Below are 17,675 nucleotides of genomic sequence, written 5' to 3'. Positions count from 1 at the left end.
CCATACTTCCTTTTTTGTTCGGCGGCTCTGGTGCCGTATCCCTGCCGGCATCGCCGGATTTCCGGCGGCGCAGTTCAGAAGACACGTATTCGTAGAATGCTTGGGGTACGGGTTATTGAGGCCCGCACCCCAAGTGCCATTCTGCCAAGGCCTAGCGGTGAATGCTGAATTGAAGCGCTACCGTGCGAGGGGGCGCGAGAGAGGCATTGACGACACCGTTGATGAAGGTTGATGCCCGCGCATATGCAATCGTTTTCTCATCAGTCAGATTGCGACCGACCAAGGCGAGATCCCAGCCCTGCGACGAATTCTTCAACATGATGCGTGCGTTCACTTTCGTGTAGGCATCCGTACACGGTATCGTATTGCTCGGCGCTGACCCCGTGCAGGTGTTCTGGTTTCTCAAAGACCAGTACAGTTCTGAAGAATAGTCGATCCCGGCTTCGGCGGTAATTTCCAGATCATCGCTAATGGGAGCATCATACCGCAAATTGGCACTACCCGACCATTCTGGCGTGTTAAGTGGCCTTAGGCCATCGGCCTGCGGACTGATATCTGTCTCATACGAAACATCTGCATATGTCGCTGTCGCGTTGATACCCCAGCTTGGTGAAAAATGGTATCGCGTATCGAACTCGAAGCCTCGAGAAGACAGGTCGTACGGGCTCGTATCAAAACGGGTTCCGTTGAACAGGGCTTGCTGCAGCGCCTCAATCTGCGTGTCGAATGCGGCTATATTGAAGTAGCCCCCATTGAAATTGATCTTGGCGCCGATCTCAAAGCTGTCAGCCGTTTCTTTTGGCGCCGACGAGTTTGGAATATTCGTCGGCTGGGCAATAAAGCCCTCTCCTTTCGAACCTCTAGAGAAGGACGCATAGATCATGTGATCATCGTTCAACTCGTATTGAAGGCCGATCGACCCATCCACTGACGTTTCGTCGATTTCCGGTGGGGAGCCCACGAGATCAGGAAACAGGAAAGTGGTGAAAAGCCCGGAACGGCTTGCAATCCGCATGTATTCAGCTGAACGTTTTTCATTTGTGACCCTAAGGCCGAGGCTGCCCGTCAGGCGGTCATTGAACTCATAATTGGCTTGCGAAAACAAAGAGTACGTATCTGTGGACTGGTCGTAATTATCCTGGTTGGCCCCAGCTATGGGAGACCCTCCGGCGATACCCGCAGCGAGGTCGGAATAGATGTCGTACTTGCGATGAATGTAGAAGTCTTCGTTTTGATAGTAGAGGCCGGCCAGCCAATTGAAGCGGTCGCCTGCTGGAGAAGCAATCCGCAATTCCTGGCTGAATTGCTCGTTGCCATTTTTGACGGGGTTCTGGTCTGCCCAAAGGCCTGGCCCGACATCAGTATCGAAGAAGCGCACCTGGTTATACTCAGCACCTGCCGTAACCGAGGTCAGCGTAAAATCACCGATGTCGTAATTCAGTGTAAGGATGGCCCGGCGGCCTGTCGTTCGATCCTTGATATCGCCGAAGATCGACCCTTGTACCTGATTTTTGTAGTTGAGCCGAGCTTCTGTTTGAATGCCTTCCAGCGCGCCCCTGGCCGCAAGGATACCCAGTGTGTCGGACGCGGCCTCCTCTGAACTTCCAATCATTTCGACTTCATAGTCATTGTAGGAGAAGATGGCATTGAAGCGGGCTGTAGGGGTCCAGACCGCCGTAAAGCGGCCAGCCAGGCTGTCGTTGCTCTGCTCGGTTCCGAGCGCGGTGTTTTTGACCGGGCCGGTCGCATTCATCGCCTGTCCAGCGAGCCGCAAGGACAAGGTATCGGATACCGGCAAGGTCACACCAACATCAACGATGCTGGATCCCAACTCCATCTCGTACTGTGTCGACAGGTCGTAGCTGAACTCGTGGCCAGGTTTGCGCGTGGTAAGGCTTATGGCACCGAGGCTGGTGTTCTTGGCCAGCAGAGCGGCCTGCGTGCCCTTGATCACCTCGAGTCGCTCAAGATCATAAAGTGGCTGATTATACTCACTCACACGACCAAGATATGTGCCATCAATAAACAGGGCGACCGATTGTTCAAAGGACTCAGACCCCCCTCCCGTACCAAGACCCCTGATCCGGAATGTCGGGATATTGTTAGCGTTCCGTGACACGGTCAGTCCCGAAGTGACGGCGGTGACCTGCTCGATTGTTACTACGGCCTTTGCGCGAAGGTCTTCTTCACTGACAGCAGTAACGCTCAATGGGACATCCTGCACGCTTTCCGCGCGTTTACGGGCTGTCACGACAACTTCCTTCATTACAGCCCGGTCGGAGTCTTCATCGCCATCCTGAGCCGTGGCAGCGGGCGTCAATATCGCGGCCAGCGCGATAGCGAAGACAGCTTTGCCTGTGATATTTCTCATTTATTTCCTCCCATATTCCTCAGCGGCGAACGTGGACGTGCGACCTTGAGCGCATAGCCAAGGGTTGGCGGCTAATGCCGCGCATTGGTGTTATCCGTTTTTCTATGAGGAGCGGCTGTGCCTTTGCTCCAATATATTTGTGGCTTGCGCTCTCGCATCGCCACAGGACTTGTCTTTAACTGAAACGGCTTCAGCCCCTGCCTTTGTTTATCTCAAGGGAGTGATGCCGAATTTGATAGTATGACTTTATGTCCCTCCCTTTTTCATACGCTGATATACTCATTAAGCCGTGAAATGCGCCCGCCACGAACGGTTGCGACAAGACAGATCGGTTTCGTGCTGCCCTGCTGCGAGGCACCGCGCATCCTGGTTGTAATGAGATGCTCTTGAACAAAACCAAGCTCCGTGCGGCTTCGCGAGACCACCCGAACTGAGACCCCATCGAGTGACAAGAACCAAAGCCGGGCTCGCTCGACCGCATCGTCTTTTGGTTGCGACTGCTGATCATGGCTATGCCAAACAAGCGCCTCATCAGTGTACAGGGCAGCAAGAGCTGCGGCATCGCGCTCCTCGATGGCTCTTGTGAACGCCTCTGCCACAAAGAGCGCGTCATCTGGGGTACGTTCAGCGGCGGCGCTCTTCATGACGCATCAGCCTTGCTGGAGCGAAGTGTTGGAATTTCTCCGATATCCATGCCCATCATGTTCCACAGGCTGGGAGTGAATTTGCCTTCGAGTTCCGGTGAAACGAAGCGGTACCAAGGCCTCTGCAGGATGAGGAATGATCGCACATAATAAGCAAACAGACCCGTTCTCGATTGATCCGTCGTCAGATTATCGCCCGTCTGATGCCAGGTCCGTCCATCTATTGCGAAGAAGGACCCTGCTGGGCATTCGATAGCCTTCTCATCGGGATAACCTCCCTCCGGGGCTGGTCCGTGGCTCTTGTGATTACTCCCGGGAACATAGACCGTTCCACCATTTTCGAATGTGAAATCATCTATGGCCCAGCCGATATTGATCGCAAAAGGGTATGGTGGCCACGGGGCCGGCACAAATCCCTGATCGGCATGCATATACATCCGCTGGGAGCCTGGGCCTGTGACATTCCCACTGAAATTTGACAGTCGAAAGTCTTCGCCCAGGGCATGCTCAACGAACGTCAATGCGAGCGGATTCTCGACCAGCGCACGGAAAGCCTCATGCTTGAGGACAAGATCTCGTATCCGAATATTTCGATCATCTGGATCATAGGAGAAGCCGGTCAACTGTTCGCCACGCGCCCTATCCGTGGCAATGACCTCTTCTACGGCGTCGCGAATGTCCTGAAGCTCCGCTGGCAGCAGGACATTGGTGACGATCGCGACACCCTCTTCATCAAAGGCGGAAAGCGCATCAGACAGATCAAAGGCTTTGGCGTTAAACATTATACTATTCCTGCTTTGCTTTTTTGTCGTCGCTTGCGTGCCAAAGAGGAGGAAGGCCATTCACCATGCCAAGCCCGCGAGTGCGATAGCCAAGCAGGACCTGAAGCTCTCTTGAGGCCATTTGAACAACAAGGGGATTCACCGACAGGAACATGTTTTCCTGAGTGCGGTAGATATTGGTCACATAGTTCGCGAACAGTCCGGCACGAGCCTGGTTCTTGCTTCTGTTTGCGCCCGTCTTGTGCCAGAGACGTCCTTCAAATGCGATCAGCGACCCAGCAGGCACAATCCCTTGAACGCCGGTCTGGCTCTGGTTTTCCCGGGTTGTTGGCGAACGCTTGAGGCGATGACTGCCGGGCACGAAATGTGTCGCCCCGTTTTCCAGCGTAAAATCATCGATAGCCCAGCCGATATTAAGGCTTATAGGCCGGTCCCAGGCGCCCGGTACAAAGAACTGATCGGCATGCAGCGCGCCTGCATCTCCGCCTGGATAAGCTATGTTGGCCGAGAAGCTGGACAAAAGGCAGGGCCAGCCAAGCACGGCCCGCAAGAGATGCAGCACTGTAGGATGCTCGGCGAGTTCAACAAAAACTGAGTTAAGGCTTAGCAGATTCCATATCCGATGGTTTTTGTCGTCATAGTCGAGTTCGAACTGGTCTATGTGGTCACGTGTCTCGTCATGCTGGGCGGCATCATAGACAGCGTGATGGGCTCTCTCCAGTTGCTGGGAGGATAGGACGTTCGCAATCAGGCAGATGCCGTGATTTCGAACGTCTGATGCTGCTTGTTCGAGTTCGTCAGGCCCGATCAATCGTGGCAAGTCGGCTGTCTGCATCTGCGGCATTGCGTACGCCCTCTCCCTGATCTGGCCCACTCTGCGCAACGCGCTGGTGAGCACTTGAGGAGAGGCATAGATTAAGCGACCGCATTAGTCAATTGCATTAATCGATCGCATTAATTGTGCTCGGGCATTTACTCCGAGGAGACGGGTGCCATCAGAAGGCCAACCGAAGTGTCGACAATATTCCGCCGTGCATCATCTTTGATCCAGACGCTTCCTTGCTCGTTTGGGTCAGCCAGGAAGGCTTCATATGCGCTAAGCGTCGCGAGCTGATACCATGCGAAAAATACGAGCCGCTGCCGCATTGTGTGCTCTGGAATGTCCGGAAGAAGCTGCGTGATCATCTGAAGTAAATAGTTGAACGAGGACATGTCGACGGAGTCCGCCAATCTGCGGACAGATTTACGACGCGTGCAGAACACGTTCATCAGAAACCTGGTCACTGTCGGGCTTGAATCGGAGTCTGTCCCCCATTCAGCTTCTTGCACAATGACTTCCACAACATCCCGAACCGTTCTTGGCCCCCCACGCGCTTCAAGCGCTTGCAACCGGGCCTCCCAACGCTGTGCGGCATACTTGAAAATGTCTGCCATCAGCTCACTGATGAGGTTCTCTTTGGATCCGAAATAGTAATTCAGCAGGCTGGAATTCCTTGCCTCGACTTCTTTCATGATGTCGCGCGTGCTCACCGCCTCGACGCCGCGTTCCGCAATTAATTTTCTGGCGGCAGACTTAATTCTGGTTCGCGTATCATCCTTATCTGAGGTGATGTTCGCGTCGTTAGAAGATGATTGGGCCATGGATTCTCCGGACCAGAGCAGCGGCTGATCCTTCATGAAAAAGAGACTCGGGACTTGCCTGAGTTTATCGTCACTCAATGTGAATGTGCTATCGAAATTACATAGTCATGGCACTGCCCAAGGACAGGACCAGTAAGGCATGCTTAGACACAATTGATTGAGCATTGCAAACCCGAAGGTTTAGGATGCTGAAAGTCTCTTCAGGAAGCTGTTACCATCACTTCCGAGATATCTATGACGTCGCAGCTTGTCAGTAATAAGGGGCATACTTACTGCGCCCATTGGCACGCCCTTTCCAATCAAGATGAAGTCATCGCAAAACAAATGTTTTCAACGACAACCGCTTCAACAGCGCGAATAACCACCATCGACAGTCAGCGTGGACGCCGTCATTCCACTGGAAAGGTCTGAGAGCAGGAATGCAATCGTGTGGGCGACCTCTTCCGGATCAAGAAGGCGCTGCATGGGCACCTCCGAGATCCAGCGCTCAATCATGTCAGGACGACGCGCTCGCGCCTTTGCGGTCAATTCCGTATCAATATGGCCGGGCTCGACAGCATTGACCCGGATACCCTCCCGTGCCCACTCGATACCAAGTCTTGCCGCAAGAAATGACATGCCCGCCTTTGACGTCGAGTACGACGCAACAACGAGCGGTATTGTGTTGATCGTCCCGGCAATCGACGAGACCATGACCACCGAACCTCCCCGCCCACGCATATTTCGCGCGAAGGCTTGCGCCGTGTAGAAAGCACCATCGAGATTGACCGCAAAGGTCTTGCGCCAATCCTCCGCAGACAAATCGAAGGAATTGCCAGGCCACGCACCCGCAGCATTGGCAACCACGCCCCACACAGGTCCAACCGCTTGCTCAATTCTGCCGGCCAAGATGTCGGTCGCCTGCGGGTCCGTCACATCCTGCTCGTAAAAGTGTACGCCCCCGTCAAATTCATCGGAAAGTGCCGCTATCGCCGCCCGCCCCTTCTCCGCGTCACGTCCGGTCAGCACAACGCGGCCACCATGCTTCAACAGGAACCGGGCCGTCGCTATGGCAATGCCACCATAGCCGCCCGTGATGACATGGATCTTTCCATCCAAACCTTGCAAAGCTTTCTCCCCTTTTTTTGCGCACAATAATGCGATCGTTCAAAAGCTCAACTTATAAAAAACAAATGTTTTAATCGACATCGCTCGCACAGATATACACAATGGGCGTATCCATAAATTCAGGGCAAACACACTACGGGCATTGTCAGCGCAACAAAGCCAATTGAGCGGGTCGGCTATCCTGGCAAACGTCGCTTCATGTCCCGAAATCCCTTCCACGGTATTGTCAGAAGAACTTTGCTTGAGAACGGATAGCGCGCCGCTCTACTCTTTGCGGCATGAGCAAGTCGCCCTTCCGCTATTTCAAAACGTCGCCCGCGATCATCCAGCGAGCGATGCTGAGGTTCAGGCGGATGTCGAACCTTCAGAAATTCATCTCCACCCACGCCGCCCTCCAAGAATGGCGACGGCTTCTGGCCGTCTAAACCTGCTTATTCGCCGGTTCGCAGAGACTAGTTTGCATTAGTCTGACAACACCGCCACGCAGTCCCTGATTTGAAGACCAGATCTCGGAATTCGCGAAATCGCCCGCCACTGGCGGGCATTTTCTTGGGCTCCGGTCTCTGTTTTAGCCGAAGTCCCTACCCCGCCAGTTTCGCCAGATCTCTTAGTGTTCAATCTAGAGGCGGCCCCATCGGTTGAAGTGCTGCAGACTGAGTCCTGCGAGACGCCATTCATCGAAGATGGCAAAATGCGGTGTATGAGAAAGAGATCGACGGCCTTGTCTCCGCCTCACACCGGCCGGCGGCTTCGAAGTTGCCCCTCACCTGCCCGTCATTACTTCTATACATCTCCCGAGATCATCGTCAGCAAATGACGCTGCAGATGGCAATCCAAGTACGCATTGAAGGATCAGCGACTTTTGTCATTCGAGCGAAAAATCTGGCGCAACCGTCGTGTGGGCTTGTCCAGCGCAACCCAAATCTATAATTATGATCATAATTATATTGCAAGGAAATGCGAAACTCATGACGGTTAATCTAGCACGGCTATACGATGTTGATGCGGTGGTCGCTGAACTGGCTCAACTCTTTGGCGACAAGCTGGACAGCAGCTCATCAACGCTGGAGGCCCACGGCAAGGATGAGTCGTGGCATGCCTGCGTCCCTCCAGATGCTGTGCTCTTCGCTGAAAGCACTGAGGACGTGTCAGAGGCCGTCAAGATCTGCGCCAGACACAATTGCCCCATCATTCCATTCGGGGCAGGCACGTCGCTGGAGGGTCACGTCTCGGCAGTTCATGGCGGCCTGAGTATCGACACCTCTAGAATGTGCACCATCAGAGAAGTCCTGAGCGAAGATTTGTGCGTGCGCGTTGATGCCGGCGTCACACGCGAGCAACTGAATGTGTTTCTGCGAGATCAAGGACTGTTCTTTCCAATCGACCCGGGCGCGAATGCAACGCTGGGCGGCATGGCGGCGACCCGTGCATCCGGGACCAATGCGGTACGCTACGGCACAATGGCGGACAATGTTCTCGAACTGACGGTCGTTCTAGCCGACGGGAGCGTCATCAGGACCGGACATCGGGCACGCAAATCTGCGGCAGGCTACGACCTCACCCGGATGTTCGTTGGGTCGGAAGGGACACTTGGCATTATAACGGAACTGACGCTCAGACTTTATGGAATTCCGGAGCAGATTGCGCTCGGCGTAATGCCCTTCAACTCCATTGCAGACGCCACCAACACAGTGATCATGGCGATACAGATGGGGATTGCCGTCGCCCGGATAGAGCTTCTTGATGAAGTTCAGGTGGCCGCCAGCAACAGCTATTCAAACCTGTCGCTGCCTGAGACGCCCATGCTGTTCGTCGAATTTCATGGAAGCGAGGCCGTCGTGAACGACCAGATCTCGACATTCAAAGAGCTGGCGGGCGATTTTGGCGCCGGTCAGTTCGAATGGGCGCTGCAGGCAGAAGAGAGGCGCAAGCTCGAAACGGCGCGCCATTATGCGCTCTACGCTGCCCGCGCCTTGAGCCCTGGAAAACAGGTTCTCGTCACAGATGTGTGCGTCCCCATTTCCCGCCTTGCCGACGCGGTCGTTGAGACAAAAGCCGATCTGGAGACCTCCGGCCTGGTTGCCCCGCTCGTTGGACATGTCGGTGACGGCAACTTCCACCTCTTTCTGCTCGTCGATCCGGACGATAGTAAGGAGTTGGAGCGCGCTCACGCACTCCATGACCGGCTTGTCGAACGCGCAATCTCGATGGGCGGAACCTGCACCGGCGAGCACGGCATCGGCACGGGCAAACAGAAATTTCTAGAGCTGGAACATGCCAGCGGCTTACCAGCAATGCGGGCCATCAAACAGGCGCTAGACCCCGCCAACATCTTCAATCCTGGGAAAATCTTCTCAATTTGAAGCGTTGCGCCTTCCAAAATCAGACCAGGACACAATTTTGGAAATTTCCCGCGGATACTCTTCGCGCATAGTTGCCAGGAACTGGCGCTCAAGCAATTGCATGGCCTGAAAAGCCTCTTCCGGATCGCCTTTGGCAACCGCATCCCTGACAGTCTGCAGGTTGCGAAGCGCTCTCTCCCTTTGGCGCTCGTTTGGCCTTATGCCCGCCGTCCAAGTAATGTTCCGCAGTGCGGGAGACAGGAATACGAAAAACGCATTGCGCGTGGAGCGGGCAAGAACGTCCCAGAGATCCATGTAGACCGCATAATAGGCCTCATAATTGCCTAGAGAGTCCTCCATCTCGGCCAGCAATTCGTCCATGGCTTCAATGTCAGCCTCTGTCGCGTGGGCAGCTGCCATGGCCGCCATACCCGGCTCAATCGACCCGCGAGCTTCAATCAGGGACTCGATGGTCGCATCCGAGAACTGCAGTAGCAAGGCGATTGTTGACGCGAGATTGTCTGCGGTCGGATCGGCGACAAAATGCCCGCCCTTTGGCCCCGGGCGGATCTCAATGACGCCTTGTATCTGCAAATGGCGCAACGCCTCGCGCAGTGTGCCGCGCGCAACCTGATACCGTTCGATCGCTTCCGCCTCTGACAGGTATTTCTCCCCGGCCATCAGTTTCTCTTCCTGGATGTGCTTGGCAATTTCGCGAGCAACACGCAGCGCCCCCTTCTCCTTGGTCACTTTTCGGCGCGTCCGGGATCTGGAAGGAGTAGGCGCTTGGCGCGCTGATGTCTGATCAGTCAAAATTTTGCTCATTGCTGGCCACGTTGCAGTGTCACACTCTAACGCGATATAAGGTTTGAAGACCCTTATAACAGATAGAGATTCCTGCATATCGTTCACAGTGTCACAGCACTTCTGCAAGCTCTAAATCGAGGTCCGGGTTTTTCATGTCCTCACGCAGGAACCGCGCCGACCACCAGTAATGGAAGGCAGCCCAGCAAGAGATCGGCGCAATACACAGCAAGGCCGTTCGAAGCGAATTTCCGCCATATACGTCACGAATGAAGTCGCTGAGACCACCAATAATAATCGGCCCGACACCGAGCCCCAAAATATTGTAGACCAACAACAAAACGGCTGCAGCGGTCGACCGAATTGCTTTCGGCGCCAGTCCCTGCACCATTGAATATGTGGGACCAAGCCACATGCCAGACAAAAAACTCGGCAACGCATAAGCCGCTAGCGCAAAGACCTTGTTGTCGATCAGGAAGAAGATGAGCATGCCAGGCAGGGCAAGGAGCTTGGCGAGAGCTGGTATCCACGCATTCCAGCGCTGGTCGCGTCTGGCAAGCCGGTCGGCAACCCAGCCCCCAAAAATCACCCCCGAACTGGCAAACACCCCAGTGATGACTGCCAGGGCCGTCCCAACTTCGAGAGTGGTCATGTCGTGGGTCCGGATAAGGAAGGACGGGACAAAGGTAATCGTGCCAGACGCAACCATCGCCGACAGAGCGGCTGCGACCATCACATGGCGCAAGCTACGACTGCGCCAGATACGAAGCGCGGCATCTACAAGGTTTTGCTTTGGCGCGGTCTGGCTTTGCACCTGCTCAACGGACCGCCTCGGCTCTTTTACCGTCAACCTGAACAGAATTGCGACGAACAGGCCGGGCAGCCCCACCGCGAGCAATGCTACCCGCCAGCCGAACGCCTCACCCAGCCAGCCCCCAAGGTAAAAGCCGCCCGCCAGCCCCACGGTTGCACCCGACGCATAAATACCGAGCGCCGTCGCTCTTTTGGACGCCGGAAATAGATCACTTATAAGGGAATGGGCAGGTGGACTGCACCCTCCCTCTCCGAGGCCAACACCAGCCCTGGCCAGCATGAGCTGAATCGCCGATCCGGCCATGCCGCACAGGGCCGTCATGGCGCTCCACACCGTCAATGAAATGGAGATAATCGTAATCCGGTCACCCCGATCTGCCAGTCGTGAAATCCACACCCCCGCAATCGCGTAGACCGCCGAAAATGCAAAGCCTGACAACAGTCCCAGCTGCCAGTCGAGCAGATCGAATTCAGCGCGAATCTGCTCCAGAAGCATGTTGATGATGTTCCTGTCGATGTTCGCCAGGACAAAGGTAATCGTGAGTATCGCAAGCACGTATTTCGGGCGCGGATCCGCACCCCTAAAAGCACTATTCAAAACTTCCTCCCACGGAATTGACAGATATTATTTTTGAAGATACTCAAAAAAAGTATCATAAATAGCAAGTCCATTTTTCAACAGATTAAGGACAGCCGATACCGCAACGTGTCGACGCGGCCAGACGAAATAATTCGCGGCCAGATCGACTGCATAGAAAACGCGATGGGGAGGAACATGTCGCTACATCAAATTGCCAAACAACCGGATACTGCACGCGAGTATTCCAGGATTAATTTCGCCGCACGGCTTGCAGGTGCGAGCATGATCGCACTGATCACGGCGTCACCTCTGGCGCTCGCTCAGGACGCAACGAGCGCAGACGACGAGTACAAACTAAACACCGTTCAGGTGACCGCCGAAAAGCGTGAGGAGAGCATTCTCGACGTTCCGGTTACTGTGCAGGCTGTTACAGGTGATGTTCTGCAGGATCAGGGAATCGCGAACCTGGAAGGGCTGAAGGACCTTGTCCCCGGCTTGCATATCGGCACTGCGGGCCTCAGCGAACAGATTTACGTTCGCGGCATCGGCTCCGGCTCCAATCAAGGCTTCGAACAGTCAACAGGCATCTATCTCGACGGCGTATACTTCACAGTTGCGCGACTTTCACGGTTGTCGTTTCTCGACACCGAGCGGGTTGAAGTGCTGAAAGGGCCACAAAGCACGCTATTCGGCAAAGGCACGATCGCCGGCGCCGTGAACATCATTTCTGCCCGTCCGGAAAACGAGTTTGGCGGCGCGATGAACCTTACCTACAATCTGGATGACACCGATCAAAGGAGCCTTGAAGGCTACGTGACCGGGCCTGTCGCCGACAATCTCTACTTCCGGCTCGCGGCGAAAGCCTCCGAACAGGACGGGTTCTTCTACAATACCAATCGCGACCGTCAGGATCCTTCCTCAAATGACTTCTCGGTCCGCTTGAGCCTGGAAGCCGACCTTACAGACCGTCTCAACGTCCTCTTCACGGCTCAGTCCACAGAAGCCGACAGCGATGGTCGCACGCAGCAGGTTTCGTTTGTCGACGACCCTACTGATCCGCGGTTTCCACGTCTGCAGAGCTTCATTGACCTCGTCCGTGCAGCGGACCCCAATGCCGATTTCTCTGTTGATGATCGACGCTCGACAGGAGGCACAGGCCTTTATGGAGATGAAACCGGGCACGACGAAGCCAAGACATTCACACTCTTGGGAACGTATGATTTCGGCCCTGTCCGACTGACGTCTGTAACCGGTTACATTGATGCCGATTGGATCGAACATATCGATGCAGACACGACCCCGCTTTCGGTAGTGACGACAATTCTCGGTCAGGAAGTTGAGCAGTTCAGCCAGGAATTCCGGCTGGAGCCGAGCGATGCCGGGCGCTTCGACTATATCGTTGGCGCCTACTACGAAAACTCAATTATACAGACCTCTCCCAACACATTCTCGGGACTTCGATTCACGGATTTTGGACTGCCGTTCGATGGCCTGTCCTGCAATAACGCGAAATTGACAGATAACAGCCTTGGTATCTTTGGACAGGGCACCCTGGACATTTCGGACAAATTGCGTGTCACGGCCGGCGCGCGCTATCAGGAGAGCAACAAACGGCTCGCCAAATCACACTTCGTGACAGACGCGGGAACAGATGGCTGCGGCGCCGCGTCACAAGACCCTGTCCAGCTTGCCTTGTTCGCAGCCATTGGCCGCGAGAACTACGCGGTAAAATCAGAGCGCAGTGATAATTCCTTTTCGCCGATGATTGCTGTCGAGTATGACATCTCTCCTGAAGGGATGGTCTATTTCTCGTACCGAACTGGTTTCAAGTCCGGTAGCTTCGATGTTGGCCAGACGGCGCCTGATCCTGCGAACCTTCAGTTCGAGGGGGAAGAAGCCAAGTCTTACGAAATTGGCTACAAGTCCAAATTGCTGAATGACCGCGCGGAGATTTCGGTCGCAGCCTTCAACAACACCTTCGAGGATCTGCAAGTCTCAGCATTCAACGGATCGACATTCACCGTTGGCAATGCCGCTGAAGCAACGAGCCGGGGGATTGAAGTAGAAGGCCGTTACCTTGTCGTTCCGTCAACAACACTCAGCGCCAATGCGCTTTATCTCGACGCTAAATATGACAGCTTTCCCGGTGCAGCCTGCTATGCTGGCCAGACGGCACAGACCGGTTGCGTCGGCGGCGCGCAGGACCTCGCCGGAGCGCGGCTTCAATACGCACCGGAATGGTCAGGATCGTTCAATGTGGACTGGAGGGACAATATCTCGCCTCGCTTCGAAGGCCTGGTGAACCTGTCTCTCAACTATGTCGGTGACCAGTTCGTTTCTCCCGATGGAAATCCCGTCCAAGAGACGGACGCCTATACGAAAGTGGACTTGCGCCTGGGCGTCGCGCCGATCGATCAAAACTGGGAAGTGGCGATTATAGGCCGTAACCTCACCGATGAGATCGTTGGCAATTTCGGGTACAATATTCCGCTCGTTGCAGGGGCCTACGTACAGGGCACTGATCCTGGCCGCACGTTTGCTGTCCAATTGAAGGCCAGCTTCTAAACAAACCTAGCCCTCCCGGAATACAAACTGAAACCGCCTGCCAGATCGTCTCTGGCAGGCGGTTTTTCGTACGAGCGAGAGTTAAATTGCTCTGGCACGGCGACAAAGCTCGCCAGGACAGACTTACAGTCCAGTTTTCACGATCAGTCGTTTGATCGAAACTGCCTGGTTCGTCTGCAGGTACTCAGGCTCCTTGACGATTTCCATCGTCTTGAAGCGCTGAATGAACTCGAGAATTGCCGTGCGTATCTGCAGGCGCGCCAGCATGTTTCCAGCGCACATATGTTCCCCAATGCCAAAGGCGAGATGCGATTTGGCGTTCGGTCTTTGAATGTCGAATTTATACGGGTCTTCGAAGACGGACTCATCGCGATTGGCCGCTGAGTACCACATCACAACTTTCTCGCCCTTGGCGATTTTCTGTCCGCTAAGCTCGGTGTCATCAAGAGCGGTCCGTCGGAAGACCGGCACAACCGTGCTGTACCGAAGGATTTCCTCGACAGCATTGTTGATCAGGTCCGGATTTGACCGAAGCAGCTCCAGTTGCTCAGGGTGTTTGTAGAGGAGCATCAAGCCTTCTGTGGTCGTGTTGCGAGTGGTTCTGTGCCCGGCAACGACCATAAGGGTGAACAGGCCTTCCATGGAGCCGGGGCGCAGCTTGCCACCTTCCTGTTTGGAATATTCCTTGATGGCCGCGCTCAGAAGGTCATTGCCAGGCTCTTCCTTCTTCTTGTTGAGCAGGTCCCAGCCATATTTATAGATTTTTGCGTGGAGCCCGGCTGCTGCTTCGGCATATTCGGGGTCTCCCGAACCGGCGAGCGTGTCCCCCCATTCCACGATGGTTTCGCGATCTTCCGGCGGCACACCCAGCAAGTGGCAGAGCGTCACGCCGGGCGTAATAGCTGAAAAGCGACTGACGAGATCAAATGGCTCGTCCGCCTTCAGCTCGCCGACGAGTTCGCCAACTTTCTGTCGAATGATCGGGTCAATGCGCTTGACCGCCGGCCCGCCGAGATAGGGCATAATCAGCGCCCGATAGTCCTTGTGTTCAGGCGGGTCCATCTGGACCATGTTAGCCATGTAAATGGCATGCTCCTCTGGGGTCATATCCCACCCAGATGTCTCGAAGGAAAGCAGCGCACCTGCCCCAACAGCGGATGAAAATAGCCCGGGATTCTGCGAAACGTATCTGATGTCTTCGTGTCGCGTGAGCACCCAGAACCCCGGCTCATACGGCTTGTTTTCCGGATGCCAGAAAATCGGCGCAGCGTCGCTAAGTCGTTTGACATCCTCCATGGGCGCCCCATCGAGGTAGGCGTCCTCCGCCGTCAGGTCGATCTGAAGGTCAACAGGGAACACCGGCGCATGAACGGGCCCCGGTTCAGTTCTCTGGTTCTCATACGGGTCGATCCGGTCAGCTTCTTTTATTTGCATGTCACTCCCTACCTCTTGTTTGCGGCGTTAATTTATTTATTATAAGGAATTAGTCGCGCCGTCAATTTGGAGGAATGAATGTCAAAGACCGCAACGCGTTTGCTGCACACCATGATCCGCGTGAAGGATCTTGAGAAATCGATCCAATTCTACGGAGAGAATTTCGGTCTGGACCTGATCCGGAAGCGCGATTTCCCCGATGCCGAGTTCACGCTCGCCTATCTTGGTGCTGAAGAAGAAGAAAAAGGAAATGTGTTGGAGCTGACCTACAACTGGCACCAGGAGGAGGATTACTCGCACGGCTCAGGTTATGGCCACATCGCATTCGGCTGCGAGGATCTCTATGCCTTTGTTGAGGTCATGAAAGCGAAAGGTGTGACGGTCACACGAGAGCCCGGCCCGATGCTGGGCACAGAGATCGAAATGGCATTCGTCGAGGATCCGGACGGATACAAGATCGAGCTGCTTCAGCTTCCGTTTCCGGCCCCCGCCTAGTCGGAGGCCGCCCCCTCATAATCAATCACTTCGTGGCAGCCGGCCTTGGTCTCATCATTGGCCAGCCGGACTGCTGCGTCGGCCACCTGTTCCGCGGTCAGCATCTCGCCTGATTTCACCCGGTCCTGCAGCCAGCCAGCGACCTTTCCGCCAGCGCCAGTCTTTTCAAGGAATGGTGTATTCACCATGCCTGGACAGATCGCGTTGATACGGATGTTGTGTGACTCTTTCAGGCTGGCATTGCACGCCGTAAAGTGGATAACGGCCGCCTTGGATGCGCCATAGACCGCCCCACTCAGATAGGCGTTCAGGCCACTGGTTGACGCGATATTGAGGATGCTTCCGCCAGTCTTTTCCATCAGGCCGATCGCCTTTTGCGTGACGAACATCAGCCCAATCAGATTGACCGAAACGACCGCTCGCATCCGCGCTGGTGACACCTCCGGCCAGGCGGGAGACCCGGTTTGAATGCCAGCGCAATTGTAGACCGTATGAATGGCTTCGTGACGAGATAAAATCTGATCGAACACAGCGTCCACGGCCGCATCGTCGGTGATATCCAGCGCGTGAATTTCCACGCGGCAGCCTTCAATCGTCGCCGCCGTTTCCTCCATTCCAGTGCGATCCAGATCCAGATCCAGAAGAATAATGGTTTCTGCGCCACCGTCCGCAACCTTTTGCGCGATTGCGCGACCAATACCCGATCCGCCTCCAGTGACGATTACATTTTGTTTTTTCACGTTTCGAACTCCCACTTGTTGTGGCCCGACTATAATTCATGATAAGGAATTGAAAAGCCTATTACATGGAGGAAGAATATGAGTGCCGACGGAACCCACCAGGTTGACGCAGAGCTCGGGACCGAGCGGATCGACCCTGAACGCTACACCTCGAAAGAAGCGCTCAAAGCGGAACTGGAACACGTTTTCGGCCGCGCCTGGCTGATGGCCTGCCCGCTCGCCTATCTAAGGTCGCCCGGCGACGCCTACCCTATCCAGATCGGTCAGGAGCCCATCGTCATTGTGCACTCTGATGATGGCGAAATCCGCGCTTTCTATAATGTCTGCCGGCATCGCGGACGGCAGATCGTGACGCGCCCACGCAATATCAAATCGCTTTTCTGCTGGTTTCACGGCTTCGAATGGAATCTAAATGGCTCGGTCAAAAACATTCCTGACCGCGAGGATTTCGGCAACTACACCAATGATGAAGATCTCGTTCTTCCATCGATTCAGTGTGAAATCTGGGGTGGGTTTGCATGGATCAACATGGACCCCGAAGCCCCGCCACTCAAAGAGTTCCTAGGTGAAGTCCTCCCGGAGTTTGAGCGCTACAAGCTCGAAGAGTATGACCTCGTTGAAGAAACCATCGTAGAATGGGATTGCAACTGGAAGATCGGGGCGGATGCCTTTCAGGAAGGCTATCACGGCCCGATCACGCACCCGCAGCTTCAGTTTGTTCTCGAAGACAGCCCGGACATGCAGATCGATCTGTTCGAGCTTCATAATCGCGGGATCTACATCATGGGCGCGCCGTGCAAGCGGCTGAGCGATGATGAGCGCCGCGAAGCAAATCCAATTCTGCGCGCGATTGCTGAGTCAGAAGGCGTGAACCCGGATGACTATGTCGGCAAGCTGGATGAGATGCGCCTCGCCATTCAGGAAGCGCGCCGCGCCAATTTGTCAGCTCGAGGGTGCGATGTGTCCAAACTGACAGACGACCAGATGACGGATGACCATCACTACTTCATCTTTCCGAACATCACCGTGAACACGTTTGCGGACAAATTTTCGGTCTTTCGCTACATGCCGGACCCGCTTGATCCGGCCAAAATGGTCTTCTGGGTCCAGCAATTTGAGCGGCGCGGCCCGAATGAAGAGCCCGCGCCTCTGCCAGAGATCACCTATGGCAAGGGTCGCGAGTTCAAGTTCGATAATGAGGTCTACAATCAGGACGCCAACAATGTGCCCTGGGTCCAGCAAGGCGTGTATTCAAAGTCCTTCAAGGGCATGCTGTTCAATCACCAGGAACGGCGCCTGCGCCATTTCTACCACGTTCTTGATCAGTATCTTGATGGCCGCCGTTAGGTTCATCGGT

At 54.9% G+C, this 17,675-nt stretch carries 14 protein-coding genes and 1 pseudogene; 5 read left to right on the top strand and 10 right to left on the bottom strand.

Annotated features, from left to right (window positions below):
* Nucleotides 1-151: 151 nt before the first annotated feature.
* From B8783_RS18115 to B8783_RS18090, 6 genes are all read right to left on the bottom strand, one after another.
* A complete protein-coding gene (locus B8783_RS18115; RefSeq protein ID WP_084421814.1) occupies nt 152-2,371 on the bottom strand; it encodes a TonB-dependent receptor in 2,220 nt (739 codons plus the stop codon).
* A gap of 263 nt (nt 2,372-2,634) precedes the next feature.
* Entirely contained in the window at nt 2,635-3,015 is a 381-nt protein-coding gene (locus tag B8783_RS18110; protein ID WP_084421812.1) for a nuclear transport factor 2 family protein, read from the bottom strand.
* Nucleotides 3,012-3,797 carry a phytanoyl-CoA dioxygenase family protein gene (locus B8783_RS18105; protein ID WP_169711862.1) on the bottom strand — a complete coding sequence of 262 codons (786 nt, stop codon included), beginning with the start codon at nt 3,795-3,797 and terminating at the stop codon, nt 3,012-3,014. Before B8783_RS18105 ends, B8783_RS18110 begins: the two co-directional genes overlap by 4 nt.
* A 4-nt stretch (nt 3,798-3,801) precedes the next feature.
* The gene (locus B8783_RS18100) at nt 3,802-4,641 is read right to left on the bottom strand and encodes a phytanoyl-CoA dioxygenase family protein (RefSeq protein WP_084421808.1); all 840 of its coding nucleotides are present in this window, start codon (nt 4,639-4,641) and stop codon (nt 3,802-3,804) included.
* 128 nt (nt 4,642-4,769) lie between these two features.
* Nucleotides 4,770-5,438: a TetR/AcrR family transcriptional regulator gene (locus B8783_RS18095; RefSeq protein WP_169711861.1), complete on the bottom strand. Its 669-nt coding sequence runs from the start codon at nt 5,436-5,438 to the stop codon at nt 4,770-4,772.
* 345 nt (nt 5,439-5,783) lie between these two features.
* Nucleotides 5,784-6,545 carry an SDR family NAD(P)-dependent oxidoreductase gene (locus B8783_RS18090; protein ID WP_169711860.1) on the bottom strand — a complete coding sequence of 254 codons (762 nt, stop codon included), beginning with the start codon at nt 6,543-6,545 and terminating at the stop codon, nt 5,784-5,786.
* 326 nt (nt 6,546-6,871) lie between these two features.
* Here B8783_RS18090 and B8783_RS18930 point away from each other — a divergent pair.
* Nucleotides 6,872-6,970 (top strand): annotated as a pseudogene (locus tag B8783_RS18930) (IS6 family transposase); the annotation flags it as partial.
* 543 nt (nt 6,971-7,513) lie between these two features.
* Nucleotides 7,514-8,908 (top strand): FAD-binding oxidoreductase, encoded by a 1,395-nt coding sequence (locus B8783_RS18085; protein ID WP_084421803.1) that lies wholly within the window; start codon nt 7,514-7,516, stop codon nt 8,906-8,908.
* Here the strand turns inward: B8783_RS18085 and B8783_RS18080 are convergent.
* Both B8783_RS18080 and B8783_RS18075 read right to left on the bottom strand, forming a co-directional pair.
* Complete coding sequence (locus B8783_RS18080) at nt 8,900-9,637, bottom strand: FadR/GntR family transcriptional regulator (RefSeq protein WP_169711859.1); 738 nt, start codon at nt 9,635-9,637, stop codon at nt 8,900-8,902. The two genes, B8783_RS18085 and B8783_RS18080, sit on opposite strands and share 9 nt — an antisense overlap.
* A 166-nt stretch (nt 9,638-9,803) precedes the next feature.
* The gene (locus B8783_RS18075; RefSeq protein ID WP_084421799.1) at nt 9,804-11,102 is read right to left on the bottom strand and encodes a spinster family MFS transporter; all 1,299 of its coding nucleotides are present in this window, start codon (nt 11,100-11,102) and stop codon (nt 9,804-9,806) included.
* Between the two features lie 177 nt (nt 11,103-11,279).
* On the opposite strand from B8783_RS18075, the gene B8783_RS18070 reads away from it, so the two are divergent.
* A complete protein-coding gene (locus B8783_RS18070) occupies nt 11,280-13,649 on the top strand; it encodes a TonB-dependent receptor (protein WP_169711858.1) in 2,370 nt (789 codons plus the stop codon).
* A gap of 123 nt (nt 13,650-13,772) precedes the next feature.
* Here the strand turns inward: B8783_RS18070 and B8783_RS18065 are convergent, their stop codons facing one another.
* The gene (locus tag B8783_RS18065; RefSeq protein WP_084421796.1) at nt 13,773-15,083 is read right to left on the bottom strand and encodes a cytochrome P450; all 1,311 of its coding nucleotides are present in this window, start codon (nt 15,081-15,083) and stop codon (nt 13,773-13,775) included.
* Nucleotides 15,084-15,161: 78 nt separating this feature from the next.
* Here B8783_RS18065 and gloA point away from each other — a divergent pair, with 78 nt between their 5' ends.
* Nucleotides 15,162-15,578 carry a lactoylglutathione lyase gene (gene gloA / locus B8783_RS18060; RefSeq protein WP_084421794.1) on the top strand — a complete coding sequence of 139 codons (417 nt, stop codon included), beginning with the start codon at nt 15,162-15,164 and terminating at the stop codon, nt 15,576-15,578.
* Here the strand turns inward: gloA and B8783_RS18055 are convergent.
* On the bottom strand, nt 15,575-16,318 hold the full coding sequence (locus tag B8783_RS18055) for an SDR family NAD(P)-dependent oxidoreductase (RefSeq protein WP_169711857.1): 744 nt from the start codon (nt 16,316-16,318) through the stop codon (nt 15,575-15,577). The genes gloA and B8783_RS18055 overlap by 4 nt on opposite strands.
* A 78-nt stretch (nt 16,319-16,396) precedes the next feature.
* On the opposite strand from B8783_RS18055, the gene B8783_RS18050 reads away from it, so the two are divergent.
* Nucleotides 16,397-17,665, top strand: coding sequence for an aromatic ring-hydroxylating oxygenase subunit alpha (locus tag B8783_RS18050; protein WP_084421791.1), 1,269 nt, complete (start codon nt 16,397-16,399; stop codon nt 17,663-17,665).
* Nucleotides 17,666-17,675: the final 10 nt, after the last annotated feature.

The organism is Henriciella litoralis (genome assembly GCF_002088935.1).
GTDB classification, from domain to species: Bacteria; Pseudomonadota; Alphaproteobacteria; order Caulobacterales; family Hyphomonadaceae; genus Henriciella; species Henriciella litoralis.
This window is presented reverse-complemented; position numbering and strand designations above follow the sequence as displayed.